This window comes from Arthrobacter zhaoguopingii (assembly GCF_009828595.1).
GTDB classification, from domain to species: Bacteria; Actinomycetota; Actinomycetes; order Actinomycetales; family Micrococcaceae; genus Arthrobacter_D; species Arthrobacter_D zhaoguopingii.
Genome location: NZ_WPNY01000012.1, coordinates 21803 through 44713 on the forward strand (window position 1 = coordinate 21803; position 22911 = coordinate 44713).

The 22911-nt window shown below is 69.0% G+C and carries 19 protein-coding genes and 1 riboswitch; of the genes, 9 read left to right on the plus strand and 10 right to left on the minus strand.

Annotated features, from left to right (window positions below; all coding sequences use genetic code 11):
• Nucleotides 1-17: 17 nt before the first annotated feature.
• The 4 genes from GVV86_RS14655 to GVV86_RS14670 all read right to left on the minus strand — a co-directional run bounded on the left by GVV86_RS14655 (nucleotide 18) and on the right by GVV86_RS14670 (nucleotide 5343).
• Entirely contained in the window at nucleotides 18-1358 is a 1341-nt protein-coding gene (locus GVV86_RS14655; protein WP_159619714.1) for an ABC transporter substrate-binding protein, read from the minus strand.
• Nucleotides 1359-1434: 76 nt separating this feature from the next.
• Nucleotides 1435-2268, minus strand: a complete 834-nt coding sequence (locus GVV86_RS14660; protein WP_120167494.1) for a carbohydrate ABC transporter permease — start codon at nucleotides 2266-2268, stop codon at nucleotides 1435-1437.
• Nucleotides 2269-2357: 89 nt separating this feature from the next.
• Nucleotides 2358-3296: a carbohydrate ABC transporter permease gene (locus tag GVV86_RS14665; RefSeq protein ID WP_133403618.1), complete on the minus strand. Its 939-nt coding sequence runs from the start codon at nucleotides 3294-3296 to the stop codon at nucleotides 2358-2360.
• Nucleotides 3280-5343, minus strand: a complete 2064-nt coding sequence (locus GVV86_RS14670) for a beta-galactosidase (RefSeq protein WP_159803185.1) — start codon at nucleotides 5341-5343, stop codon at nucleotides 3280-3282. The genes GVV86_RS14665 and GVV86_RS14670 overlap by 17 nt, the downstream gene beginning before the upstream one ends.
• Before the next feature lie 199 nt (nucleotides 5344-5542).
• Here GVV86_RS14670 and GVV86_RS14675 point away from each other — a divergent pair, with 199 nt between their 5' ends.
• Nucleotides 5543-6559 (plus strand): LacI family DNA-binding transcriptional regulator, encoded by a 1017-nt coding sequence (locus GVV86_RS14675; RefSeq protein ID WP_159619710.1) that lies wholly within the window; start codon nucleotides 5543-5545, stop codon nucleotides 6557-6559.
• A gap of 142 nt (nucleotides 6560-6701) precedes the next feature.
• Here the strand turns inward: GVV86_RS14675 and GVV86_RS14680 are convergent, their stop codons facing one another.
• Both GVV86_RS14680 and GVV86_RS14685 read right to left on the minus strand, forming a co-directional pair.
• On the minus strand, nucleotides 6702-8849 hold the full coding sequence (locus tag GVV86_RS14680; protein ID WP_159803186.1) for an alpha-galactosidase: 2148 nt from the start codon (nucleotides 8847-8849) through the stop codon (nucleotides 6702-6704).
• Between the two features lie 101 nt (nucleotides 8850-8950).
• Nucleotides 8951-10681: a sensor histidine kinase gene (locus GVV86_RS14685; protein WP_159803187.1), complete on the minus strand. Its 1731-nt coding sequence runs from the start codon at nucleotides 10679-10681 to the stop codon at nucleotides 8951-8953.
• A gap of 181 nt (nucleotides 10682-10862) precedes the next feature.
• On the opposite strand from GVV86_RS14685, the gene GVV86_RS14690 reads away from it, so the two are divergent.
• Complete coding sequence (locus GVV86_RS14690; protein ID WP_159619704.1) at nucleotides 10863-11621, plus strand: response regulator transcription factor; 759 nt, start codon at nucleotides 10863-10865, stop codon at nucleotides 11619-11621.
• Nucleotides 11622-11703: 82 nt separating this feature from the next.
• On the opposite strand, the gene GVV86_RS14695 is transcribed toward GVV86_RS14690, so the two are convergent.
• The 3 genes from GVV86_RS14695 to GVV86_RS14705 all read right to left on the minus strand — a co-directional run bounded on the left by GVV86_RS14695 (nucleotide 11704) and on the right by GVV86_RS14705 (nucleotide 14943).
• Nucleotides 11704-12990: a glycoside hydrolase family 26 protein gene (locus GVV86_RS14695; protein WP_159803188.1), complete on the minus strand. Its 1287-nt coding sequence runs from the start codon at nucleotides 12988-12990 to the stop codon at nucleotides 11704-11706.
• A 15-nt stretch (nucleotides 12991-13005) separates the two neighbouring features.
• Nucleotides 13006-13080, minus strand: a riboswitch (cyclic di-GMP riboswitch).
• Between the two features lie 138 nt (nucleotides 13081-13218).
• Complete coding sequence (locus GVV86_RS14700) at nucleotides 13219-13791, minus strand: dihydrofolate reductase family protein (protein ID WP_159803189.1); 573 nt, start codon at nucleotides 13789-13791, stop codon at nucleotides 13219-13221.
• 81 nt (nucleotides 13792-13872) lie between these two features.
• Nucleotides 13873-14943, minus strand: a complete 1071-nt coding sequence (locus tag GVV86_RS14705; RefSeq protein ID WP_201291467.1) for a LacI family DNA-binding transcriptional regulator — start codon at nucleotides 14941-14943, stop codon at nucleotides 13873-13875.
• 177 nt (nucleotides 14944-15120) lie between these two features.
• Between GVV86_RS14705 and GVV86_RS14710 the strand changes: the two genes are divergently transcribed.
• The 6 genes from GVV86_RS14710 to GVV86_RS14735 all read left to right on the plus strand — a co-directional run bounded on the left by GVV86_RS14710 (nucleotide 15121) and on the right by GVV86_RS14735 (nucleotide 20702).
• Nucleotides 15121-16209 carry a mandelate racemase/muconate lactonizing enzyme family protein gene (locus GVV86_RS14710; RefSeq protein WP_159803190.1) on the plus strand — a complete coding sequence of 363 codons (1089 nt, stop codon included), beginning with the start codon at nucleotides 15121-15123 and terminating at the stop codon, nucleotides 16207-16209.
• 61 nt (nucleotides 16210-16270) lie between these two features.
• Complete coding sequence (locus GVV86_RS14715; protein WP_159803191.1) at nucleotides 16271-17245, plus strand: C-terminal binding protein; 975 nt, start codon at nucleotides 16271-16273, stop codon at nucleotides 17243-17245.
• A complete protein-coding gene (locus tag GVV86_RS14720; protein WP_159803192.1) occupies nucleotides 17242-18297 on the plus strand; it encodes a zinc-dependent alcohol dehydrogenase in 1056 nt (351 codons plus the stop codon). The genes GVV86_RS14715 and GVV86_RS14720 overlap by 4 nt, the downstream gene beginning before the upstream one ends.
• Nucleotides 18290-19045: an SDR family oxidoreductase gene (locus GVV86_RS14725; protein WP_159803193.1), complete on the plus strand. Its 756-nt coding sequence runs from the start codon at nucleotides 18290-18292 to the stop codon at nucleotides 19043-19045. Before GVV86_RS14720 ends, GVV86_RS14725 begins: the two co-directional genes overlap by 8 nt.
• Nucleotides 19042-19728 carry a bifunctional 4-hydroxy-2-oxoglutarate aldolase/2-dehydro-3-deoxy-phosphogluconate aldolase gene (locus GVV86_RS14730; RefSeq protein WP_159803194.1) on the plus strand — a complete coding sequence of 229 codons (687 nt, stop codon included), beginning with the start codon at nucleotides 19042-19044 and terminating at the stop codon, nucleotides 19726-19728. Before GVV86_RS14725 ends, GVV86_RS14730 begins: the two co-directional genes overlap by 4 nt.
• On the plus strand, nucleotides 19725-20702 hold the full coding sequence (locus GVV86_RS14735; RefSeq protein ID WP_159803195.1) for a sugar kinase: 978 nt from the start codon (nucleotides 19725-19727) through the stop codon (nucleotides 20700-20702). Before GVV86_RS14730 ends, GVV86_RS14735 begins: the two co-directional genes overlap by 4 nt.
• A gap of 27 nt (nucleotides 20703-20729) precedes the next feature.
• Here the strand turns inward: GVV86_RS14735 and GVV86_RS14740 are convergent, their stop codons facing one another.
• Complete coding sequence (locus GVV86_RS14740) at nucleotides 20730-21185, minus strand: MarR family winged helix-turn-helix transcriptional regulator (protein ID WP_159803196.1); 456 nt, start codon at nucleotides 21183-21185, stop codon at nucleotides 20730-20732.
• Between the two features lie 297 nt (nucleotides 21186-21482).
• Between GVV86_RS14740 and GVV86_RS14745 the strand changes: the two genes are divergently transcribed.
• Nucleotides 21483-22904 carry a dihydrolipoyl dehydrogenase family protein gene (locus GVV86_RS14745; RefSeq protein ID WP_159803197.1) on the plus strand — a complete coding sequence of 474 codons (1422 nt, stop codon included), beginning with the start codon at nucleotides 21483-21485 and terminating at the stop codon, nucleotides 22902-22904.
• Nucleotides 22905-22911: the final 7 nt, after the last annotated feature.

Sequence of the window (22911 nt, forward strand, 5' to 3'; positions counted from 1 at the left end):
CGCGGGGCGGCCGGTCGTTACTCCTTGACGGGGATGGACTGCGACTTCAGGGACTCGACGGTCGCTTCCTCGCCGGAGGCAAGGGCATCCATGAGGGTGCCGTCGCCGCCGATGGCCTTGCCGAACCCGTCCGAGACGTCGGTGTAGGTCTGGGTCATCGTCGGGCCCCAGGTGAAGTTGGGGTCGACGTTCGAGGAGGCCTCTGCGAACACATCGTAGATCTTCTGTCCGCCGAAGTACTCGACGCCACCGCTGAAGGCCTCGAGGTCCGTGGCCGACTTCGCGGCGGGGTAGAGCCCGCCGAGTTCGTTCGCCAGGGCCAGGGCTTCGGGGTCGGTGTTGAGCCACAGGGCGAACTGCGCCGCCTCGTACGGGTGCTCCGAACCCTTCAGGACCGCGGTGGAGGAACCGCCCCAGTTGCCTGCGGCCGTTCCGCCGTCTTCCCACTGCGGCATGGGCGCCACGGCCCACTTGCCCGAGGTGTCGGGGGCGCCGGTGGCCAGTGTCGAGGCACCCCACACCGCCGAGATCCAGGTCCACTGGTCACCCTCGTTGAACGAAGCGTTCCACTCGTCCGAGAAGGAGGGCAGGGTCGAAACCTGGTCCTTCTCGAGCAGTCCCTGCCAGTAGTTGGCGACCTGCTCGGACTCCTCACCGGTGAGGTTCACATCCCAGCCCTCGTCGTCGTTGGAGAACCACTGACCGCCGGCCTGCCACACATTGCCGGCGAACCAGTTCACGTCGCCGCGGGGGAAGTTGGTGATGTAGGAACCCTGGGCCTTGATCTCCTCCGCTGCGGCAGCGTATTCCTCCCACGTGGTGGGAACCTCGATGCCGGCCTGCTCGAAGAGATCCTTGCGGTAGAACATGGCCATCGGGCCGCTGTCCTGAGGCACCGCGTAGACGGCGTCGTCCTCGCCGAAGGTCACCTGGCCCCAGGTCCAGTCAACGAACTGGTCCTCGGCGTCGGAGACGTTCTCGCAGGCCGCGATGTTCTCGAGGCCGTCCTGGACGCGGAAGTTCGGCAGGGCGTCGTATTCGATCTGGCCGAGGTCCGGCGCGTTGCCGGCCTGCAGCTGGTTGAAGAAGTTCTGGTAGGTGCCCGAGTTGCCGTTCGGTCCGGTCTGCACCTCGACCTGAATGTCGGGGTTTTCCTCGTTCCACAGGTCGACAACCTTGTCCATGCCCGGAACCCAGGTGGTGAAGGTCAGGTCGACGGGACCGGACGACGGCTCGCACGAGCTGCCGCCTTCACCGCCGGCCGTGGAGTCGCCTCCGCCGCCGCCTGCGCAGCCGGCGAGGGTGAGCGCAGAGACCATGGCAAAGGCTGCGGTGGCTTTTCCGTAATGCGCGCGCATTTTCTTTTCCTATCGGTGGGGGGTGCTCCGCGGCGGTTGCCGCGGAGCAGGTTAGTGGAGGTGTTGGTGCTGGAAGCTACTTGACGCTTCCAGCGCCCAGCCCGCTGCTCCAGAAGCGCTGAAGCGCAAGGAAAGCTGCGATGAGCGGGAGGATCGAGACGAGGGCTCCAACGATCACGAGGACCCTCAATTCGGGAATCTGGCTGATCTGGCTGTTCCACGCGTAGAGGCCCAGGGTCACCGGGAACAGGGTCTGGTCGCGGAGCATGATCAGGGGCAGGAAGAAGTTGTTCCAGATCGCCACGAACTGGAACAGGAAGATTGTCACCAGCGCCGGCGCCATCAGGCGGGTGGACACGGTGAAGAACGTCCGGATCTCCCCGGAGCCGTCGAGCCGGGCGGCTTCGAGCAGTTCGCCGGGGACGCTGGCCGCCGCGTAGATGCGGGCGAGGTACACGCCGAACGGGCTGACCAGGCTCGGGAGGAACACGGCCCACAGGGTGTTGGTGAGCTTGACCTCGCTGAAGATCAGGAACAGGGGCAGGGCCAGGGCCGTGGCCGGCACCAGCACACCGCTGAGCACGATGTTGAAGATGGCCTCGCGGCCCTTGAACTCGTACTTGGCCAGGGCATAGCCGCACATGGCGGCGATGATGGTGCCAAGGAGCGCGCCCAGGCCGGCGTAGATCGCGCTGTTGAGCAGCCAGCGCCCGAACACGCCGTCGCTGTAGGTGAAGAGCCTGCCGATGTTGCTGAAGAACGTCGGGATCGACTCCATGGTGAACCACAGCGGCGCCGTGCCGGTGATCTGGCCGCCGGTCTTCGTCGAGGAGACCAGCAGCCACCAGATGGGGGTGAGGAAGTACAGGGTGAAGACACCCATGATGAGCATCGCCCCGGTGCGGGACATGATGCTGTGCCGGGGGCCGCGGGGGCCGCGGGGGGCGCTTCCCCTGCGCATTGACTTTCGGGTTGAAACTGGGGCCGCTGCTGCTACGCTCACTGGCTGACCTTCCGCTGGGTTGCCTTGAGGAAGACGAAGGAGAGGATAAACGTTGCCAGGGCCAGCACTACGGAGAACGCTGCGGCAAGGTGGTAGTTGGGCACCGACGCCGTGGTGTACACCGCGAGGTTCGGGGTGAAGGTGCTGCTGATGGCCGAGCTGAAGCTGCGAAGCGTCTGGGGTTCGGCGAGGAGCTGGAGCGTACCGATGATCGAGAACACTCCGGTGAGGATGATGGCCGGCACGACCAGGGGGATCTTGATGCGCCAGGCGATCTGGATGTTGCTGGCGCCGTCGAGCTTGGCGGCCTCATAGATCTCGGTGGGGATGGCCAGCAGCGACGAGTAGATGATCAGCATGTTGTAGCCCACGTACACCCACGTCACGACGTTGGCGATGGCCCACAGGACGAGCTCCGCGGAGAGGACGTTGACCTCCGAGGTGATCAGCCCGAACGGCGAGAGCGTCGGCGAGTAAAGGAAGCCCCACATGATCGCGGCGATGACGCCGGGAACGGCGTAGGGGGCGAAGAACGCGAGGCGGAAGAACTTCTTGCCCTTCAGCAGCGGGGAGTCCAGCAGCAGGGCGAACAGCAGGGCCAGGCCGAGCATGATCGGAACCTGGACGACGCCGAAGAGGACCACCCGTCCCACGGACCGCCAGAACTCGGTGTTCTGGAACACCTGCTGGTACTGGACGAAACCGCCGAAGACCTCCTGCGGTGCCCCGAAGGTGCCCTCCCGCTCCACCGTCAGGAGCGACTGCACCACGGCGAAGACGATCGGGATGGCGTAGAACGCCAGGAACAGGACGGCGAACGGCGCGATGAAGAGGAGCACGGCGCGGCGCTGGGCCGCGAAGGTCTTGGTTCTCCGGGGTTTCTGCGCCCCCTTGGCCAGTGCCGGAGAAATGCTTGAACTAGTCACTTTCAACATCCTTTGAGCCTGTGGGGAGGCCATTGGTTGGGTGGGCGGGGGTGGAGGTGCGGACAACCCGTACGGCGCCTGCGGGGACCACGACGACGTCGGCAACTTCCTCACCGACAATCAGTTCCTGGCCCTGGATTGCGTGTTTGTGTTCTTCGTGCGAGTGGTTGATCAGGAAGACGTAGCTCCGGTCCCCGTTGGAGCGGACGACCGTCTCCAGGCCCTCGGGGGCGGACGCGACGGTGATCCCGGCGTCGGCGGCGGCCTGGGCGAGCGTGTCGCGCAGCGCCGCCGGCTCGAGCGCGGTGGCGAGGTACCAGGCGGTGCCGGCGCCGTGCCGGTTGCGGGTGACGGCGGCGGTGCCGGCAAGGTGGCCGCCGGTGAAGGAGACCATGGCCTCGGCTCCCTCGAGGCGCAGCGCCTCGCTCCACAGCGACGCCGCGGTGCCGTTGTCCAGGGCCGGTGCGTCGCCGGGGGCCCGGGGAAGGAATTCCTCGGTGCGGATGCCGAGCAGTTCGCGGTACGCGCCGGGGTAGCCGCCGGTGCGGACCTTCTCGTTCTCGTCGACAATGCCGCTGAAGAAGGTCACGAGCGCGTGGCCGCCGCCGGCAACGTAGTCGGCCAGCGCCGCGGCGTCGCTGTCCCGCACCAGGTACAGGCCGGGCACGACGGCGAGCTTGTAGGCGGAGAGGTCGGCACCCGGGGCGACGATGTCGACGGTGATGCCTGCCTCCCACAGGGCCTTGTAGGCGGCGTGGACCTGATCGAGGTAGGCGACGTCGGAGGACGGGTGGGACTCCCGGTCGTAGGCCCACCAGGCTTCCCAGCTGAAGACCAGGGCGGCCTCGGCGGTCACGGTGCTGCCGCCAACCTCGGTGAGGCGTTCGAGGATGCCGCCCAGTTCGACGACTTCCTTCCAGACCCGAGAGTCGGTGCCGGCGTGGGGGAGCATCGCGGAGTGGAATTTCTCGCTGCCCTGGACGGAGGCGCGCCACTGGAAGAAGCACAGGCCGTCGGCCCCGCGGGCGAGGTGGGTAAGGGAGTTCCGGATCATTTCCCCGGGTGCCTTGGCGATGTTGCGCGGCTGCCAGTTCACGGCCGAGGTGGAGTGTTCCATCAGCAGCCAGGGCGAGCCCTGGGCGAGTCCGCGCGTGGCATCGGCGGCGAAGGCCAGTTCCATGGTCGGTGCCTCGAGCCGGTGGTCGAGGTAGTGGTCGTTGGCGATGACGTCCACGTGCGGCGCCCAGGACCAGTAGTCCTGGGTGCGGATGTGGGCCGTGATCATGAAGTTGGTGGTGACCGGCACGGTGCTGTGCTGCCGCAGGATCTCCGCCTCGGCCGAGTAGTAGCCGAGCAGTTCGTCGGAGCTGAAGCGGTGGAAGTCCAGGACCTGGGTGGGGTTGTACGCGGAGATGGTGGTGCGCGGAGGAAGGATCTGGTCCCACCCGGAGTAGCGCTGCGACCAGAAGGTGGTACCCCAGGCGGCGTTGAGCGCGTCGAGGGTTTCATAGCGGTTGCGGAGCCAGCCGCGGAAAGCGGACGCGGAGACGTCGCAGTAGCACAGGGCGTTGTGGCAGCCGAGTTCGTTGGAGACGTGCCAGAGCCGGACGGCGGGGTGGGCGCCGTAGCGGCGGGAGACCTGCTCGACGAGGCGCAGGGCGTGCTCGCGGTAGACCGGGGAGCTTGAACACCAGGCCTGCCGTCCGCCGGGCCACGCCCGGACTCCATCGGCGGACTGGGGGAGGATCTCGGGGTGCAGGGTGGTCAGCCAGGCCGGGGTGGAGGAGGTGCCGGTGCCGAGGTTGACGCCGATTCCGTGCTCGTGGAGCAGGTCGAGGATTTCGTCGAGGCGTTCGAACGAGTAGATCCCGGGCGAGCTTTCGAGCTCGGCCCAGCCGAAGATATTGATGGCCACGAGGTTCACGCCGGCCTGCTTCATCAGCTGGACGTCTTCCTGCCAGACCTCACGGCCCCACTGCTCGGGGTTGTAGTCGCAGCCGTAGACGAGCTTTCCGTTTCCGGACAGCTCCGTGACTGGATATTTGTTCAGGTTCAACCCTGCTCCTTCGGCTTGCTCTGCACGTGCAAGACGAGAAGGGGCCTCGTTGCCTTGAACGCTCTGTGAACGCTCCCAGAAACCGCGGAACCGAAGTCCTCTGCAATCTCTGGGAGCGTTCACAGCGTAGCAATGGCCCTGGAGGCTGTCAACGGCTGAGCGGCCTCCGGGCAGCCGGAGGCTCGGCTACAGTACAGATATGTCCCTCACCCGAATGCGAGCACGGCGCGCCACGATCAACGACGTCGCCGACGCTGCGGGGCTGTCCCGGGGCACCGTCTCCCGGGTGGTCAACGGGGAGAAATATGTCTCGGCGGAGGCGCGGATGGCCGTCGAGGCGGCGATCGCCCAAGTGGGTTACGTGCGCAATACGGCGGCCCGGAACCTGGTCACCCAGGAGTCCCGCGCGATCGGCCTGATCATCCACGAGCCGCATTCGCTCCTGTTCGAGGACCCGAACATCGGCTCGATCCTGCTGGGTGCCAATGAGGCTCTCTCCAAGGCCGACTACCAGCTGGTCACCCTCATTATCGACTCCGACCGCGACAGCCACCGGGTCGCCGACCACCTGCGTGGGGGCCTGATCGACGGCGCCGTCATCGTGTCGGCCCGCGCCTCGGATCCCATTGCCGCCGCCGTCGCCGACATCGGGCTGCCGGCCGCCTTCGTCGGGCATCCCGACGGCACCCCGGACCTGCCGTACGCGGCGATCGACAATGTCGAGGCGGCACGCACGATCACGAGCAGGCTGCTCGGCACCGGCCGCCAGCGCGTCGGCATGATCGCCAGCGCCCTGGACCGCGACTCGGGCCAGGACCGCCTCGCCGGGTTCCGGGCCGCGATGGGGGAGCGGTACAACCCCCGCCTGGTGGTTGAGTACCCCCTCTACACCTACGCGGCCGGCTTCGAGGGCATGCAGAAGCTGCTCCGCCGCGACCCGTCGATCGACGGCGTGTTCGCCGCCTCGGACGCGGTGGCCGCCGGCGCCATGACCGCGCTGCAGGAGGCCGGACGGCGGGTGCCCGAGGACGTCGGCATTGTCGGCTTCGACGACAGCAGCTGGGCCCTGCGGTGCCGGCCCCAGCTCTCCACCGTGCGCCAGCCGGCAGGGCTCCTCGGCACCACCGCGGCCGAACTGGTGCTCGCCCAGCTGATGGGCCTGCCCAGCTCGCCGCGTGTGCTCGAGACTGTCGTCATGTGGCGCGGTTCGGCCTGACCGCAGACCGCGCCTGACCGCAGACCGCGCCTGACCGCAGACCGCGCCTGACCGCAGACCGCGCCTGACCGCAGACCGCGCCCGCCCACCGGGCCGACCCCGACGCATCAGGACCCGGTGAACGGGAGGAACTCCGGAGCGACTAGCCCTCGGCCCGCCTCAGCTCGATCAGGACCGACTGCTCCGGGAACAGCACCGGCGCTTCAAGGCCCACCGAGCCCAGCAGACGCCCGCTAAGCGACAGCGGGGAGCCCTCGGCCGCCGCCTGCACCCAGGACAGGGCCGACTGCCCGTTCCCCGGAAGCTCGCGGTGGGGCGCTGCGAGCGAGATGCTGTAGGTGCCCTCAGGGTCGAGCCCGGGAAGGACGATCCGTCCCGGAGGGTAGCTGGCGCTGGAGGCGGTCAGTGAGTAGCCGAACAGGGCCGATGAGCCGTCGCGGGCGACGACGCCGCGCACGTCCATCGCCGGGTCGGGAAGGTCCGCGTAGACGGCGTGCCCGGTGTGGAGCACATCCCGCCACGCCTTGTGGACCTTGACCCACTCCGCCAGTGCGGCGGTGTCCTCGGCGCTAAGGTCCGAAATGTCCCATTCCACACCGAAGTGGCCGAAGACGGCTGTGGCGGCGCGGAAGGTCAGGCCGTGCGCGCGGCCGGTGGAGTGGGAGACGGGCCCGCCGACGTGCATGCCCATCAGCTCCGGCGGCACCAGGAGCCCCGTGTACTTCTGGTTGGGCAGGCGTTCGATGGGGTCGATGCAGTCACTCGTCCAGATGCGGTCGGTTCGAGCGAGGATGCCGAGGTCCACCCGGGCTCCGCCGGAAGCGCAGCTTTCAATCTCGAGGCCCGGGTGGCGCTGCTTCAGCTCGTCGAGCAGGCGGTACAGCGCCAGGACATTCTCGTGGATGACCGCGTGGCCGGTGCGCGCGTCAGCGCCGTCGAGCACCTCGCGGTTGTGGTCCCACTTGACATAGGAGATGTCGTTTTCGGTGAGCACCGCGTCGATTGACTTAAGGATGTAGTCGTAGGCCTCGGGGTTCGCCAGGTTGAGCACCTGCTGCTGGCGTCCGGGCACGGGCAGGCGGCCCTCGGCCTGGATGATCCAGTCCGGATGGCTGCGCGCCAGGTCGGAGTCGGGGTTGACCATCTCGGGTTCGAACCACAGCCCGAACTCCATCCCGCGCGATTTGACGTGGTCGATCAGCGGGGTCAGCCCCTCGGGCCAGACCGCGGGGTCCACGAACCAGTCGCCGAGCCCGGCTGTGTCGTCCCGGCGGCCGGAAAACCAGCCGTCGTCCAGCACGAAACGCTCGATGCCGACGGCGGCGGCCTTGTCGGCGAGGTGGGTCAGGCGCTCAAGGTTGTGATCGAAGTAGACCGCTTCCCAGGTGTTCAGCGTGACCGGGCGCGGGCGCCGCGGGTGGTTGTCGCGGAGCCGCAGTTCCTGGTGGAAGCGGGCGGCGAGCGCATTGAGCCCGTGGCCCCAGGACCCGAGGGCCTCGGGCGCGTCGTACCGGTGCCCGGGTGCGAGGACGATCTCGCCGGGGAGCAGCAGCTCCCCGGCGCCGAGGAAGGCCTCGCCGGTCGGCGTCTTCTCGACGAGCAGCTGGTGGTTCCCGCTCCAGGCGGTGTGGACGGCGTGGACCAGGCCGCGCTGGAACCCGAAGGCCGGTTCACCGGCGCCCAGCAGCAGGGTCGCGTCGGCACCGGGGCGGCCCTTCCTGCTCTCCCTGCGGTAGCTGCCCGCCGTGAGGGCATGGCGCTGGGGGCTGCGCTCGCGCAGGTGCCGGCCGGTGGTGTCCAGGACCTCCTGCGCACTGGCCGGAAGGGGGAAGATGGCCAGCAGGGAGCGGACCTCGTAGGCGATGTCGGCAGTGTTGACGACGCCGAGGCGCTGGCGGAACAGGCCCGCTTCGGTGACCGTCAGCTCGGCCTCGAGGGTCAGGCCCGCGACGGCGTCGACGGCGGTGAGCCGCACGTCGTGCGCCGTGGACTGCAGGTCGGTGGTGGTAAACGCCGCGGAGATGAACGACCCGCCGCGGTGCCCGGTGAAGCCGGCGGTTCCCTGCCAGCCGAACGACTCCTGTGGAACCAGGGTCAGACGGGCCGGGATGTCGATCCCGCCCGATACCCGCTGCGGGCGGAGGGCCGCTGCGAGGGCAACAAGCTGGTCCTCGGCGATGTCCCCCAGGGCCTCGCCCCAGTAGAGAACCGCCGGGAGACCGTTGGTGGTGGTGTCGAGCACAACGCTTGTGCCCGAACGCGAAAGGTGAAGAACGGGGGAGGACTGCATCCCTCATTTCTACTGCAAAACCGGGAACCGGCGTCAATCACCAGGCAGTGCCGGAGCGCTCCGGCGGGCCGTCCGCCACCGGCGCCGGCCGGGACTCCCCGCTAGGCCGGAAGGTCGGCCGGCGCCGGGTGGTCCGGAAGGGTGACGGTGAAGCGGGTGCCCCGGCCGAAATCGCTGCTGCAGGAGATCGTTCCGCCGTGGCCCTCGACGATGGCCTTGGTGATGGAGAGACCGAGGCCCGTGCCGGGAATTTCCGATTCCCGGGCCGAGCGGGCGCGGAAGAACTTGTCGAAGACCCTCGCGGCGTCCGCCGGGGTCATTCCGGAGCCGGTGTCCTCGACCGACAGGACCACCTCGTCGCCGTCGGGCCGGGCCGTGATGGTGACCGTGCCGCCCTCCGGGGAGTACTTGATCGCGTTCGACAGAAGATTGTCGATCGCCTGGGAGATCCGCTGCGGGTCGGTGTGCGCCCACAGCGGGGAGGGCACATCCACCCGGATGGTGATCCCCCCGGTGCGGGCCTGGGCGCTCAGAGAGCCGACGCTGGAATCCACAAGGCCCGCGATGTCGGTGCGGCGGGGGTGGATGCTCAGCGCGGCGGAGGCCGACAGCAGCAGGTCCGAGACGATCTCGAGCAGGCGCTCGGCATTGCTGTGGGCGATGTCCAGGTAGTAGGCGGTGCGCGGCGGCACCTCGTCGCCGGAGTCCTGCGCCAGTTCGAGGTTGCCGAGGATCGAGGTCAGCGGCGTCCGCAGCTCGTGGGAGACATTGGCGATCAGATCGTCCTTTGCTGCGATCGCCTCAACCAGGCCGGTGACGTCGCTCGAGGCGATGACGGCGCCGCTGAACTCGCCGGAGTCGCTCTTCATGGCCCGCGCCGCCGTGGAGAGGGCCCGCTGGTCGCTGCCCTGCCCGATCCAGATCAGGTAGTCCGCGAAGGACTCCCCGTCGACCGCCCGGCGCACCGGGCGCTTGGCCTCCGGCAGGACCGTCCGCTGATCCTGGCCGAACAGTGCGAGCGCCGACTCGTCGGTGCCGGAGCTTCCGGAGGGCAGGGCGAGCCGGTGGAGGAGGTTCTGCTGGTGGTTGGTGAGGATCGTCTCGCCCTCGGCATTGACCGCTACGACGCCGACGTCAATGGTGTCCAGCACCGTGTGCAGGAGCCGCTCGCGCTCCTTGCTCGACTTGAGCAGCTCACGCAGGATGGCATCCTTCTTCATCAGTTGCCGCTGCTGCAGGGCTACATTGGCGGTCGCGAAGCGGACCGCGAGCGCGACCGCGAGCAGTGTCACGGGGAGGAAGACCGTGCCGCTCAGCTCGGCCGCGGTGACATCCGGGAGCTTGGCCAGCAGCGGAAACCCTACGATCAGCAGGGGCCCGACGAAGCTCATGAGCACCGCCAGCCAGCCGAGGATGCCCGCGGCGGCCAGCCAGATGACCGGGAAAACTGCGAGCGCACCGAGGCCGGGAAGAATTTCCAGCCCGCTGTTGCGGGTCACGGCAATCGCCAGCAGGTCACCGACCGGGATCAGCAGGGGGGCGGCCTGGGGCAGTCTCTCCCAGGGGATCAGCCAGCAGACCAGGAACAGCGCCGCGTGGATGGCGAGTCCGAGCTGGAACCAGGGGAGGCTGAGCAGTCCCGGCCAGATGCTCGGCGCGGCCAGCACGATGCCGATGACGATGACCGTCAGGGGCAGCTGGCACAGGCCGATCCGGACCCGCGGACCGAGCCGCCGGAAGTAGAGGTTCGTCTTTGTGGTCGGGGTGGACTCGACGGGCGGAGGCTCATACAGAAAGGCTGGACGCGCGGGTTCCGTATGAAGAGAGGACATTTCTCTATTATTGCTCCCGTACGGGCAATGAGGTGCAGAAATTCGGTAAAGAAACTGCGGCAATCTTGCGTAACTTACTTAACACGAACTTCCCTTGTAGCCTGTAAAACAATCACGGGTCTCAAGGTGCACGAGGGTGAATACGTTTCACCACTCCCGGCCTCCGGCGTAAGGGAAAAATATGGGTGAGCAGGGGACTGCCGTCGTTATTGAAGACGACGAAGATGTGCGCAATCTCTTGAGCGCTGTCCTCCAGCAGTCGGGGTTCGAGGTTCACTCAGGGGCGACGGGGCGTGACGGGGTCCTCGCGGTGCGCGGCAACAGCCCCACGGTGGTGACCCTGGACGTCGGACTGCCCGATATCGACGGTTTCGAGGTGCTCCGGCGCATCCGGGCGTTCAGCGACTGCTATGTCATTATGCTGACCGCACGCGCCGATGAACTGGACACCCTCATGGCCCTTCAGTCCGGCGCCGACGATTTCCTCACCAAGCCCTTCCGGCCCCGCGAGCTGAGGGCCCGGGTCGCTGCCATGCTCCGGCGTCCGCGGGAGGCCGGAGGGCCGGCCGGCGCATCCCCCGAGGCGGGGGCGGCTCCGCAGCAGCCGGTGCTGCGCCACAACGGCCTCGTGCTCCACCAGGAGACCCGCACGGCCAAACTGTTCGACGCCGAAATCAGTTTAACGCGGAGCGAGTTCGATTTACTTCATGACCTTATGCGCAGCGGCGGGTCGGTCCGCACTAAAGCCGATTTAGTCCGTGTCGTGCGCGGCGAGCAGTACCGCGATGCGGCTTACGTTAGCGATGTGGACGAGCGGGCTGTCGAAGTGCATATCGGAAATCTTCGAAAGAAGCTCCGGGAAGATCCCCGCCAGCCCGCCTGGCTGGTGACCGTCCGGGGCGTGGGATACCGGCTGGCCCCGGAGCGGGTCGAGAACTAGAAGTCCCCACATTGCGGAAATTCCGGGCTTTCCACTCCGGTCGACCGCCCGGAGCGGAAGGCGGGTCCGCCCCGGGGACGGCTCAGCCCGCGGGAGGCCGGGCGGCGAGCGCCTGTGCCAGCGCAGACGCCGAACCGGCGCTGCTGTTGATGCGCCAGTCGGCTTCCTTGGCGAAGTGGAACCAGACCAGGGCCGTGACGTCGGGCTGGGCCGCGAGGTAGCGCACCAGGGACGTGATCCAGGCGGACTTCGAGCCGCCCGCCTCCGCCGATGCGGTCTCGGCGATCAGGATCTGCTTCCCCGGGGCGAGCCGGCGCAGCTCCGCAAGCCCTTCTCCGAACAGGGCATCGGGCTCCACCCAGGTGCTCCACGAGGCGGAGGCGCCCCAGTTGTAGCCGTCGAGCGCGACGGCGTCGACGTACTGGGCTCCGGGGTAGAGCTGATCCAGGGGCGTCGACCCCCAGTACGGCACGTTCGGATTCCATACCCAGGAGATATTGGAGGCGCCCGTGGAGGCCACGACGTCGTGCACATGGCGCCACGCCGCCGCGTAGTCGCCGGCCTCGTTGCCGTTGATCCCTTCCGCCCAGGGGTACCAGTTGCCGTTCATCTCGTGGCCGAAGCGCAGCATCACCGGGTGGCCCCACTGGGCCAGGGCGGAGCCCCACTGGCGCAGGTACGGGTCGAAGTCCCCGGCGGTGATGCGGTCCGAGGAGTAGGCGGGCTGGGCGGTGCCGCCGCCCCAGAGCCAGGGTTCCCAGGTCAGCAGGGTCACGGCCCCGCGGGACCGGACGGCGTCAAGCTCGGCCAGCGGCGGGGCCTGGGCGAAGTCCTTGTAGGACAGGACGACCGACGGCGCCTCACCGGCGAGCACGGCCACCTCGTCCAGCTCACCGGCGGCCATCGGACCGCCGGGGGTCCCGGTGCCGAAACGCAGCGGCGCCGTGCGGATCCCCGGCACGGGGGCGGGTCCGGCGGGCGGGGCGTAGGTCAGGGTGAAGGTCGCCGAGGCGAGGCCCGAGCCTGCCCGTGCCTCGATGAGCACCGGGCTGCCGGCGTCGGGAATGACAATGCCGGCGGTGAAGGATCCGGACGCGTTGGCGGTGAAGGGCACGGAGGCAGTACCGGCGGTGAGGGTGCCCTTCGACTTTTTGGGGAATCCGGTTCCGGAGACGGTGACCAGGGTCCCGGCGGGTCCGCTGGAGGCGCTGAGGGAGATGGACGCCGTGGCGGCGTGCGCCGGCTGGAGCGCCCCGGGTCCGAGCGCCGCAACGACGGCGGCAAGGCAGAGGGCGAGCGCGGTGCGGAGCAGGCGTGCCGCCAACCGGCGGGGGGCGGGCAGGGCGGTGCCCGGGGAGGCATCGTGCATGAGAGACCTTTGCTGTTCGGAAGCCCGGCTGACCGGAAAGGCCCCGTGGCTTTGCGTCACCGGCTCGCACCGGTTTTGCCCTTGTCGAAAGCGGGGCCGCAGCCGCCGCTGGAGGGCAGGTTCGCTGCCGCCCTCCCCTCCATTCTCGAACCGCCGGGAGAGCGGCACCAGAGGATTATCCGCAGGAAAGGCACAGGAAAAGCGCGGCATCCGGGCCTGGGCGGGTGCCTAGGCGGGATTGGGCTGCCAGCGGGTGACTTCGTAGGTCAGGTGGGCGAACTGGGCGAGCTGCTCCGCGCTGCGCAGGTTGAGCCGGTCCGACTGGATAAAGCGTGGCAGCAGCGGCGCCCCGGCGTCGAGGGTGACCGGGGCGATCGCCACCTGCACCTCATCGAGCAGGTTGGCGTCGAAGAACTGGCCGGCGAGGTCACCGCCGCCCATCAGCCAGATGTCCTTGTCCCCCGCAGCCTCGACGAGCTGCGGGTAGACGGCGCCGGGCTCGCCGCAGACGAACCGCACATCGGCGCCGTCCGGCCGGGGAAGGTCCCGGTTGGTGAAGACGAACGCGGGGCGGTTCCCGTAGAACTCCCGCCACCGTCCGGGGCGCTCGAGGACGCCTTCGGCCTCAAGCATCCACTCATAGGTCTTCGACCCCTGGACCAGGACCGTGATGCCGTCCAGGAAGTGCCCCTGGTGGTAGGGCTCGGGCTGATCCACGGCGAAGAGCCAGTCCATCGAACCCTCCCCGTCGGCGAGGAATCCGTTGAGGGAGGAGGCGGCTCTGTAGATCGTTTTCGTCATGGTGCGGGTCCCTTCGGTCCGGTGCGCTAAGACTAGCGCCTGGGGGCCGCCGAAGGGCCGCCCCCGAAGGAGGGATCCGCTTTAAGACGGCACGTTTGCGGCGCCGGCGGACGGTCCCGAACGCGGCGGCCCGGTGGACCCGCGCACCACCACCTCGGGGGCGCCCGGCACCAGCACATCCTCGGGGGGTGCTCCTTCGAGCTGGGCGCAGAGTGCGTCGACGGCGGCCTGCCCCAGCTCCATCAGCGGCATGGCGATGGCCGTCAGGGGAGGGTGGAGGAACCCGGCGAGGGGGAGGTCGTCATAGGAGATGACCGAGATGTCCTCGGGAATGCGCAGCCCGGCGGCATGGACGGCCGAGAGGACGCCGATCGCCTGGTTCAGGGTGCTGGCGTAGATCGCGGTCAGGTCGGGATGGTCCGCCAGGAGCCGGGTGGCTGCGGCATAGCCGCCCTGCTCGTTGAACTCCCCTGATTCGATCGAGGGTTCCGGAATCCCTGCCGCCACCGCGGCGCCGAGCAGCCCGGCCCGCCTGCTGACGGTCGGCGCGAGCTGCTCCGGACCCGAGACATGGCCGATCCGACGGTGCCCCAGCGCGAGCAGGTGGTCGAGGGCGGCCTGGCTGGCCGCCTCGATCTGCAGCGAAATGTTCCGCCCGGAGCCCGCGACGACCCGGTTCACGAACACGTGCGGAATCCGGGAGTCGGGCAGCATGCCCAACAGCGGGTGGTCGGGGCGCGCCGAGGCGATGAGGAGCCCGTCCACCCGGTGGCTCGCCACGAGGTCGGCGAACTGCCGGTCCACGCCGGAATCGGCGGAGTCCTCCGCCAGCAGCATGGCGAAGCCGCGGACCCGCGCCTGCTGGACGGCGCCGCGGGTGATGCGGGAGTAGACCGGGTTGGTGAGGTCCGGGATGAGCAGGGCAAGGGCGCGGGTACTGGCGCCGGCCAGGGCGCGGGCGCCGGTGTGCGGCTGGTAGCCGAGGTCCCGCACCGCGTCGAGGATGCGCGTGCGGGTCTCCTCCCGGATGGAGAGGGTGCGGTCGTTGTTCAGGACCCGGGAAACGACCGATTTTGTGACACCGGCATGGTTTGCCACGTCAATGAGGCGGGACCGCTGTTTCGGGTGGAGCGGAGCGTCGGCGTCGCGCACTGGACCTCCCTTCGATGCATGCGGCAGTCTGATTCTGCCATAGCAGCAGATGTGATGTTGACCTCACCCTGGAATCGCCGTAGGGTGGACGCCGCCGGGGAAAACCGGTTTTCTAGGCGTCGGACGGCCCTCCGGGGAATGGCCGGCTCCTCGGTACCCACGTCCAAAGGAGTGACCATGGCCAAAGTCGAAACAATGCAGACGGACCTTTACCGGATCCCCCTGCAGCAGACGCTGACCGACAGCATGCACGGGGTGATGCTGGATTTTGAACTCATCACCGTACGGGTGACCGACAGCGACGGGGCCGTGGGCCTGGGCTACACCTACACCGTCAACCACGGCGGCGCGGCCGTGGCCGTGATGATCGACCGCTACCTCGCGCCGCTGCTGCAGGGCCAGGACGCCGACCGCATCGAATCGCTCTGGCAGCAGATGTGGTGGGCCCTCCACTACGCGGGCCGCGGCGGACATGTGACCTCGGCGATCTCCGCAATCGACATCGCGCTGTGGGACCTCAAGGGCAAGAAGGCCCAGCAGCCTTTGTGGCGCCTCTTCGGCGGGTTTGACCCCAAGGTGCCCGTGTACGCCGGCGGGATCGACCTTCAGCTGCCGATCGAGGACCTGCTCGCCCAGGCCGACGGCTACCAGGAGCACGGGTTCCGTGCCATCAAGATGAAGGTCGGACGGCCGCAGCTGCGTGAGGACGTCGCCCGGGTGGCCCGGATGCGCGAGCACCTCGGAGAGGACTTCCCCCTGATGGTCGACGCGAACATGAAGTGGAGTGTCGACGAGTCGATCCGCGCCGCCCACGCGCTCGCCGACTTCAACCTGGTCTGGATCGAGGAGCCCACAATCCCCGACGATTTCGCCGGGTACGCCCGCATCGTCCGCGAAGGCCGCCAGCCGATCGCCGGAGGCGAGAACCTCCACACCCTGTATGAGTTCCAGCAGGCCATCACCGCCGGCGCCATCACCTTCCCTGAACCGGACGTCAGCAACTGCGGCGGCTACACCACCTTCCGGAAGGTCAGCGCCTTGGCCGAGGCGCACAACCTCCCGGTCACCTCGCACGGGGTGCACGACCTCACCGTCCACGCCCTGGCCGCGGCGCCCAACCGCACCTACATGGAGGCCCACGGATTCGGGCTCGACGCCTACCTTGCCGCGCCGCTGCGCATTGAGGACGGCTTCGCCGTGGCGCCCGAACTTCCCGGCCACGGCGTCGAGCTGGACTTCGCGTCCCTCGAACGGGTGCGTGGATGACGGTCGCGGAGGTTCGGACCCGGTGGAAAAGCACTAGCATTCCAGTTCACGGAGGGATGAGATGTCCGATCAGCTGAAAATCGTCATCACCGACTGCGACCACGACTCCATTGCCATTGAGGAGGAGCTCGCCCGCAGGCGCGGGGCCGCCCTCACCCTGGCCTCCTGCCTCACGGAGGATGACGTCATCGCCGCCGCCGCGGGAGCCGACGGGATCCTGGTGCAGTACGCGCCCATCACGGCCCGGGTGCTCGACGCCCTTCCGGGGCTCAAGGCCATCGGGCGCTACGGGGTGGGCGTCGACACGGTCGACGTCGACGCCGCCACGGCCCGCGGCGTCGCGGTGTGCAACGTGCCCGACTACGGGACCGAAGACGTCAGCGACCACGCGATTGCGCTGGCCCTGACCCTGGCCCGCGGAGTGACCCAGCTCGACCGGCGCATGCGCGCCGGCGAACACAGCCTGGCCGCGGTGCGGCCGCTGCACCGGACCGCCACCCGGGTCTTCGGCATCGTCGGGCTCGGACTCATCGGCTCGGCCACGGCCCGCAAGGCCCGGGGTATTGGGTACACGGTGATCGGTTACGAACCCCGCCTCACCCCGGGCTCGGTCACTCCCGACGGCGTTGAAGTCGTAGCGTTCGAGGAACTCCTTGCCCGCGCCGACGTCGTCTCCCTCCACGTGCCGCTGAACGCCGATACGCACCACCTCATCGACGCCGGAACCCTCGCGGCCATGAAACCCGGAGCGGTGCTGGTCAACACGTGCCGCGGCGGGGTCGTGGATACCGCGGCGGTGGTTGGTGCCCTGGAGTCGGGGCAGCTCGCCGGGGCGGGCCTCGATGTCTTCGAACAGGAACCGCTGCCGGAGGGCCACCCCCTCCTGGGTCTCGGGAACGCGGTCCTCACCCCCCACGCCGCCTGGTACAGCGAGGAGTCCTACGGCGAACTGAAGAGCCGGACCCTTGAGAACGTGCTCGATGTGTGCTCCGGAACCGTTCCGCGCAATATCCTCAACCCGAAAGTGCTCTCATGACCCCCTCCGATTCGACAATGAAGGCCGCCGTGCTCACCGCGCCGGAGACCGTCGCGGTGCAGCAGGTTCCCCTGCCCGAGGTGCCCGACGGCTGGGCGCTGATCCGGGTCGAGTACACGGGCCTGTGCGGCACCGACTTCTCCATCTACCACGGCACCCACCCGCGGGCCGCGCCGCCGCTGATCCTGGGCCACGAAATCACCGGCACGGTTGCCGTCGCCGCACCGGACGGCCCGGCCGAGGGGACCCGGGTCGTTGTAGAGCCGCTGATCACCTGCGGCACCTGCGGCCCCTGCACCAGTGGGAATTCCCACGTGTGCTCTCGCCTCAACCTCTACGGCATCGACGCGCCGGGCTCGCTGGCCGAATATGTCGCCCTCCCGGCGCGGGCGCTCCTGCCCGTCGATCCGAAGGTGCCTGCTCGGCAGGCCGCCCTCGCCGAGCCCCTGGCCGTCGCGGTGCACGCCGTCGCCCGGTCCGGGCTGTCGGGGGGCGAGCGCGTCGCCGTCTTCGGCGCCGGCCCGATCGGGCTGCTCACGGCCCTTGTCGCCCGGGAGGCCGGCGCCGGGGAGGTGTTCCTGATCGAGCCGAGCGAGGACCGCCGGGAGGCGGCCGGGCGGTTCGGTTTCTCCGTCCTCGCGCCGGGAGAGGACCCCGCCGGCACCGTCCGCTCAAGGACCGCAGGCGCGGGCGCCGATATTGTCTTCGACTCCGCGGCCCACCCTTCCGTCGCCGCCGCCCTCTCCGGGGCCGCCCGCGTGCAGGGGACCATCGTGCTCGTCGGGGTGTACAAGGAACCGGCGAAGCTCGACCTCCAGGGAATCACCTTCTCCGAGCAGACACTCATCGGTGTGCGGGTCTACACGCGGCAGGACATGGAACGGGCCGTCGGGCTGATCGAGGCCGACGTGCTGCAGCTGGACCGGCTGCCCATCGAGGTCTTCGGCCTCGGCGAGGTGCCCGAGGCCTTCACGAAGGCCATGTCGGCCGGCGGGGTCCTGAAGGTCCTCGTCGGGTCAGCGGGCGAAGAGAGCGGGGCGGCCGATGTCTAATCCCTTTGACCTCACCGGGCGCACCGCCGCCATCACCGGGGCCTCCCGCGGCATCGGCCGGGCCACTGCCCGGGCCCTGCTCGAGGCGGGAGCGGACGTGATCGCCCTGCAGCGCAGCGCGGTTTCCATCGAACTCGAGGAGACCGCCGCGCGGCTGGGCCGCCGGATCGACACTGTCCCGGTGGACCTCACCAGCGAGGAGTCGATTGCCCGGGCGATCGCCGCCGCCCTGGCCGCCTCCGAGGTGCACATCCTCGTCAACAACGCCGGGACGCAGATCCGGCACGACGCCGTTGAGTTCCCGCTGGCGGACTTCGACACCGTGATGCAGGTCAACACCCGCGCCGTCTTCCAGCTGTGCCAGGGCTTCGGTGCCCCCATGCTGGAGCGCGGCGAGGGGAAGATCGTGAACCTCGCCTCGATGCTCACCTTCCAGGGCGGGTTCCGGGTGCCGGCGTACGCGGCGTCGAAGGGCGCCGTCGGACAGCTGACCAAGGCGCTGAGCAACGAATGGGCGGGCCGGGGCGTCAACGTCAACGCCGTCGCGCCCGGCTACTTCGCCACCGACATGAACGAGGCCCTCCTGGCCGACGGGAACCGCTCGGCGCAGATCCTCGAGCGCATCCCCGCAGGACGCTGGGGGAAACCGGACGACCTGACAGGAGGAGTCGTGTTCCTTTCCTCGCGTGCCGCCGACTACATCCACGGCACCATCCTTCCGATCGACGGCGGGTGGCTGGGCCGATGACTTCTCCCGCCTCCCTCCAGCGTCCGGCCGCGGGCGAGGCCCTGCTCCGAAACCCCGTGATCGCGGTGCTCCGCGCGGGCCACGCGGACCAGTACGCCCCGGTGATTGACGCGCTCCTCGCCGGAGGGGTCACCTCGATCGAGCTGACCCTCAGCACCCCCGGCGCGCTCGAGCAGCTGCCGCGGCTCCTCGAACGGTTCGGGACCGAAGCCGAAATCGGCGTGGGTACGGTCACCAGGGTCCAGCAGGCGCACCAGGCCATCGACGCCGGAGCGGCCTACATCGTCACCCCGGTGATGGACCTTCCCACGGTGGGCCTGTGCGTTGAGCGGGGCATCCCGGTCTACCCCGGCGGCCTGACCCCCACCGAGCTGCTCGCCGGCTGGAACGCGGGGGCGACGGCGGTCAAGCTGTTCCCCGCCTCCACCGTGGGTCCCGGGTATATCGGCCAGCTGCGCGGGCCCTTCCCGGACATCGCCGTCATTCCCAGCGGCGGCATCGGCATCGCCGACGCGCCCGGCTGGATCGAGGCCGGTGCGCTCGCCGTCAGCCTCGGCGGACCGCTCCTGCAGGACGCCTTCGCCGGCGGAAGCCCGGCGGGCCTGATCCGGCGGGCCCGCGAGGTCTCCGAACTGGTGGCACGGTCACGTCCGGTGCCCGCACCGAGGGGAGCAGAGGAATGACTGCGGTGCCCGGCGGGAGCCCCGCCGGGCCCGCCGGGGTGGTCACCTTCGGTGAAACCATGGCCCTGATGAGGGCGCAGACGCCCGGGCCGCTGGCCCACGCCTCCGAGCTGGGCCTGGGCATCGGCGGTGCCGAGTCCAATGTCGCCATCGCCCTGGCCCGGCTCGGCGCCCCGGTGTCGTGGTTCGGCCGGGTGGGTGCGGACAGCCTCGGTGACCTCGTGGTCCGCGAGCTGCGTGCAGAAGGCCTCGAGGTGCGCGCGATCCGGGACCCGGCCGCGCCCACCGGGCTGATGATCAAGGAGCGGCGCACCCAGCACACCCAGAAGGTCTGGTACTACCGGGCAGGCAGTGCCGGCTCCCGCCTCGGCCCCGCCGATGTGCCGGTGGAGGAGATTGCCGCCGCCGGGCTCCTGCACGTCACGGGCATCACCCCGGCGCTGTCGGAGTCGGCCGCCGACGCCGTCGACCTCGCCGTGCAGACGGCGCGCGCAGCCGGCATCCCGGTCTCCTTCGACGTCAACTACCGCGCGGCGCTGTGGAGCCCCGAGGCCGCCTCACCCGTGCTCCGGGGTCTTGCGGGCCGGGCCGACATCCTGTTCGCCGGCGACGACGAAGCCGCCCTGCTGGTGGGCCCGGCCCAGGGGCCGCGGGAACTCGCCGGCGCGCTCGCGGAGCTTGGGCCCTCGCAGGTCGTGGTCAAGCGCGGCGCCCAGGGGTGCGCGGCCCTGGTGGACGGAGAGTACTTCGAGCAGGCCGCCATTCCGGTTCAGCCCGTGGACACCGTCGGTGCCGGTGATGCCTTCGTCGCCGGATATCTCGCCGAACGGCTGCGGGGGCTTCCGCCCCAGGAGTGCCTGCTGACGGCGGTGCGCACCGGAGCCTTCGCGTGTCTGGTGCCCGGAGACTGGGAGGGGACGCCGAGGCGCAGCGAACTCCCGCTGCTTGAAGCGACGGAGCCGGTGTCGCGCTGACCCCGGCAGCCCTGCCCGGCGCCGGTTCTAGCCGGCGGCGGAGCCGGCCCGGGTGGCTGCCGCGATAATTCCGCGCATTGAGTCGTTGAGCGTTTCCACCTGCTCCCGGGTCAGCCCGAGCCGCTCCAGCATGGTCCCCGGCACCCCGACGGCCTCCGCCCTCAAAGCGGTTCCCGTCTCCGTCAGGCGCACCGCCAGCGTCCGTTCGTTCCCGGGCACCCGGTTCCGGGTGATGTAGCCCAGGGACTCAAGGCGTTTGAGCATCGGGGAGAGGGTGGCCGGCTCCATCATGAGGATCTCGCTGATCTCCCGCAGCGACCGGTTGTCCTGCTCCCAAAGGATGAGCATCACCAGGTACTGGGGGTGGGTGAGCTTCAGTCTCTCAAGGACCGGACGGTAGGCGTTGACCACCGTCCGTGAGGCAATGGACAGCGCAAAGCAGAGCTGGCGCTCGAGCATCAGATCGTCGTCGGGTGCGGCCATGGCTCCATCCTGAGGTGAAAGGACTTCCTGCGGAATAAAGCTTAGCGTACTAACAGTTAGAGAATCTGAATGCGGAAGACCCCAACGAAACAAGCCCTCATCGGGATTGTTCGGGGCGGGCCTTTCCATCCTGACGGGCAGGCTCTGTGCGGCCTGCCGTGCCAGGGGCGCTGAGGATCCGCGCTTGTACCAACGCGGCAGGGAGTCGACCTCCCGGGCGGCAGCATAAAGATCAGGGTCTGTTTCCGGGCCCGGTGGGCCGGCTTTCCCGGCCCCACATGGTGGAAGGTAAAAATTGTGACTGAAGTAAAGACAGCCGACGTTGTCGTTATCGGCGGCGGCCCGGTTGGAGAGAACGTGGCCGATCGGGCGGTCCGGGGCGGACTGACGGCGGTGCTGGTCGAATCCGAACTGGTCGGCGGCGAGTGCTCGTACTGGGCCTGCATGCCGTCCAAGGCGCTCATCCGTTCCGGCGCCGCCCTTTCCGCCGCACTGTCCCTGCCGGGGGCGCGCGAAGCGGTGACCGGCAGTCTCGACGCCGCCCAGGTGTTCGCCCGCCGGGACGCGATGGCGGCCAACTGGGACGATGCCGGCCAGGTCAAGTGGGTGGCCCAGCAGGGGATCACCCTGGTCCGCGGCCTGGGGCGCATCTCCGGGGAGCGCGAGGTTGAGGTCACCGCCCAGGATGGGACGGTCACCACGATCCAGGCCCGCCAGGCCGTCGTGATCGCCACCGGGTCCGTGCCGGTTGTCCCCGCCATCGAGGGGCTCGATGAGACTCCGTTCTGGGGCACCCGCGAGCTTGTCTCCGCCGAGGACGTTCCGCAGTCGATCACAGTGATCGGCGCAGGCGTGGCCGGCACCGAGCTGGCCCAGGCCTTCTCCCGGCTCGGGGCGAAGGTGACGATTATTGCCCGCAGTGGAATCCTTCGGGGATTCCCGGCGCCGGCGGCCGACCTTGTGAAGAACGCACTGGAAAAGGAAGGAATCCGGGTCCTGACCGACACCGGCATCCGGACCGTTGCCAAGAACGGTGAAAACTCGGTGGCCGTCACCCTGGACAGCGGTGACACCATCGAGTCCGACAAGCTGCTCGTGGCCACAGGCCGCCGGCCGGCGCTGGACGGGCTCGGGCTCGAGGATCTTGGCCTCAGCCCCCAAGGCCTTCCCTCGGATGACACGGGGCGGGTCCGCAGCGCAGGTGACTGGCTCTATGTCCTGGGTGATGCCGCCGACAAGGTGATGCTGACCCATCAGGGCAAGTACGAAGCCCGTGCCGCCGGTGATGCCATCACCGCCCGGGCCGCCGGTACCCTCGGTGATGACGTCGAGCCGTGGAGCAAGTATGCCGCGACGGCGAACTCGTATGCGGTGCCGCAGGTGGTCTTCACCGATCCGGAGATCGCCATGGTGGGACGCACGCTCGAGCAGGCGCAGAACGACGGCGTCAACGCGTCGGAGGTCTCGCTGCCGATCGCGGTGGCCGGTTCCGCCCTCCACTCCGAGGGATACACCGGATGGGCGCAGATGATTGTTGACGAGGACCGCAGGGTCATCATCGGTGCGACCCTGGCCGGGCCGGACGTCGCTGAGATGCTCCACGCGGCGACGATCGCGATTGCCGGCGAGGTGCCGTTGGAGCGGCTCTGGCATGCGGTCCCGTCGTTCCCGACGGTCAGTGAGGTCTGGCTGCGGCTCCTCGAACAGTACGGGCTGTAAGCCAGTA

Excerpts from the sequence above, each read along its gene's own strand:
- GVV86_RS14655 (WP_159619714.1), bottom strand. The coding sequence starts at position 1,358 with ATGCGCGCGCATTACGGAAAAGCCACCGCAGCCTTTGCCATGGTCTCT.
- GVV86_RS14660 (WP_120167494.1), bottom strand. The coding sequence starts at position 2,268 with ATGTCCCGCACCGGGGCGATGCTCATCATGGGTGTCTTCACCCTGTAC.
- GVV86_RS14665 (WP_133403618.1), bottom strand. The coding sequence starts at position 3,296 with ATGTTGAAAGTGACTAGTTCAAGCATTTCTCCGGCACTGGCCAAGGGG.
- GVV86_RS14675 (WP_159619710.1), top strand. The coding sequence starts at position 5,543 with ATGTCCCTCACCCGAATGCGAGCACGGCGCGCCACGATCAACGACGTC.
- GVV86_RS14680 (WP_159803186.1), bottom strand. The coding sequence starts at position 8,849 with ATGCAGTCCTCCCCCGTTCTTCACCTTTCGCGTTCGGGCACAAGCGTT.
- GVV86_RS14685 (WP_159803187.1), bottom strand. The coding sequence starts at position 10,681 with ATGTCCTCTCTTCATACGGAACCCGCGCGTCCAGCCTTTCTGTATGAG.
- GVV86_RS14690 (WP_159619704.1), top strand. The coding sequence starts at position 10,863 with ATGGGTGAGCAGGGGACTGCCGTCGTTATTGAAGACGACGAAGATGTG.
- GVV86_RS14695 (WP_159803188.1), bottom strand. The coding sequence starts at position 12,990 with ATGCACGATGCCTCCCCGGGCACCGCCCTGCCCGCCCCCCGCCGGTTG.
- GVV86_RS14700 (WP_159803189.1), bottom strand. The coding sequence starts at position 13,791 with ATGACGAAAACGATCTACAGAGCCGCCTCCTCCCTCAACGGATTCCTC.
- GVV86_RS14710 (WP_159803190.1), top strand. The coding sequence starts at position 15,121 with ATGGCCAAAGTCGAAACAATGCAGACGGACCTTTACCGGATCCCCCTG.
- GVV86_RS14715 (WP_159803191.1), top strand. The coding sequence starts at position 16,271 with ATGTCCGATCAGCTGAAAATCGTCATCACCGACTGCGACCACGACTCC.
- GVV86_RS14720 (WP_159803192.1), top strand. The coding sequence starts at position 17,242 with ATGACCCCCTCCGATTCGACAATGAAGGCCGCCGTGCTCACCGCGCCG.
- GVV86_RS14725 (WP_159803193.1), top strand. The coding sequence starts at position 18,290 with ATGTCTAATCCCTTTGACCTCACCGGGCGCACCGCCGCCATCACCGGG.
- GVV86_RS14730 (WP_159803194.1), top strand. The coding sequence starts at position 19,042 with ATGACTTCTCCCGCCTCCCTCCAGCGTCCGGCCGCGGGCGAGGCCCTG.
- GVV86_RS14735 (WP_159803195.1), top strand. The coding sequence starts at position 19,725 with ATGACTGCGGTGCCCGGCGGGAGCCCCGCCGGGCCCGCCGGGGTGGTC.
- GVV86_RS14740 (WP_159803196.1), bottom strand. The coding sequence starts at position 21,185 with ATGGCCGCACCCGACGACGATCTGATGCTCGAGCGCCAGCTCTGCTTT.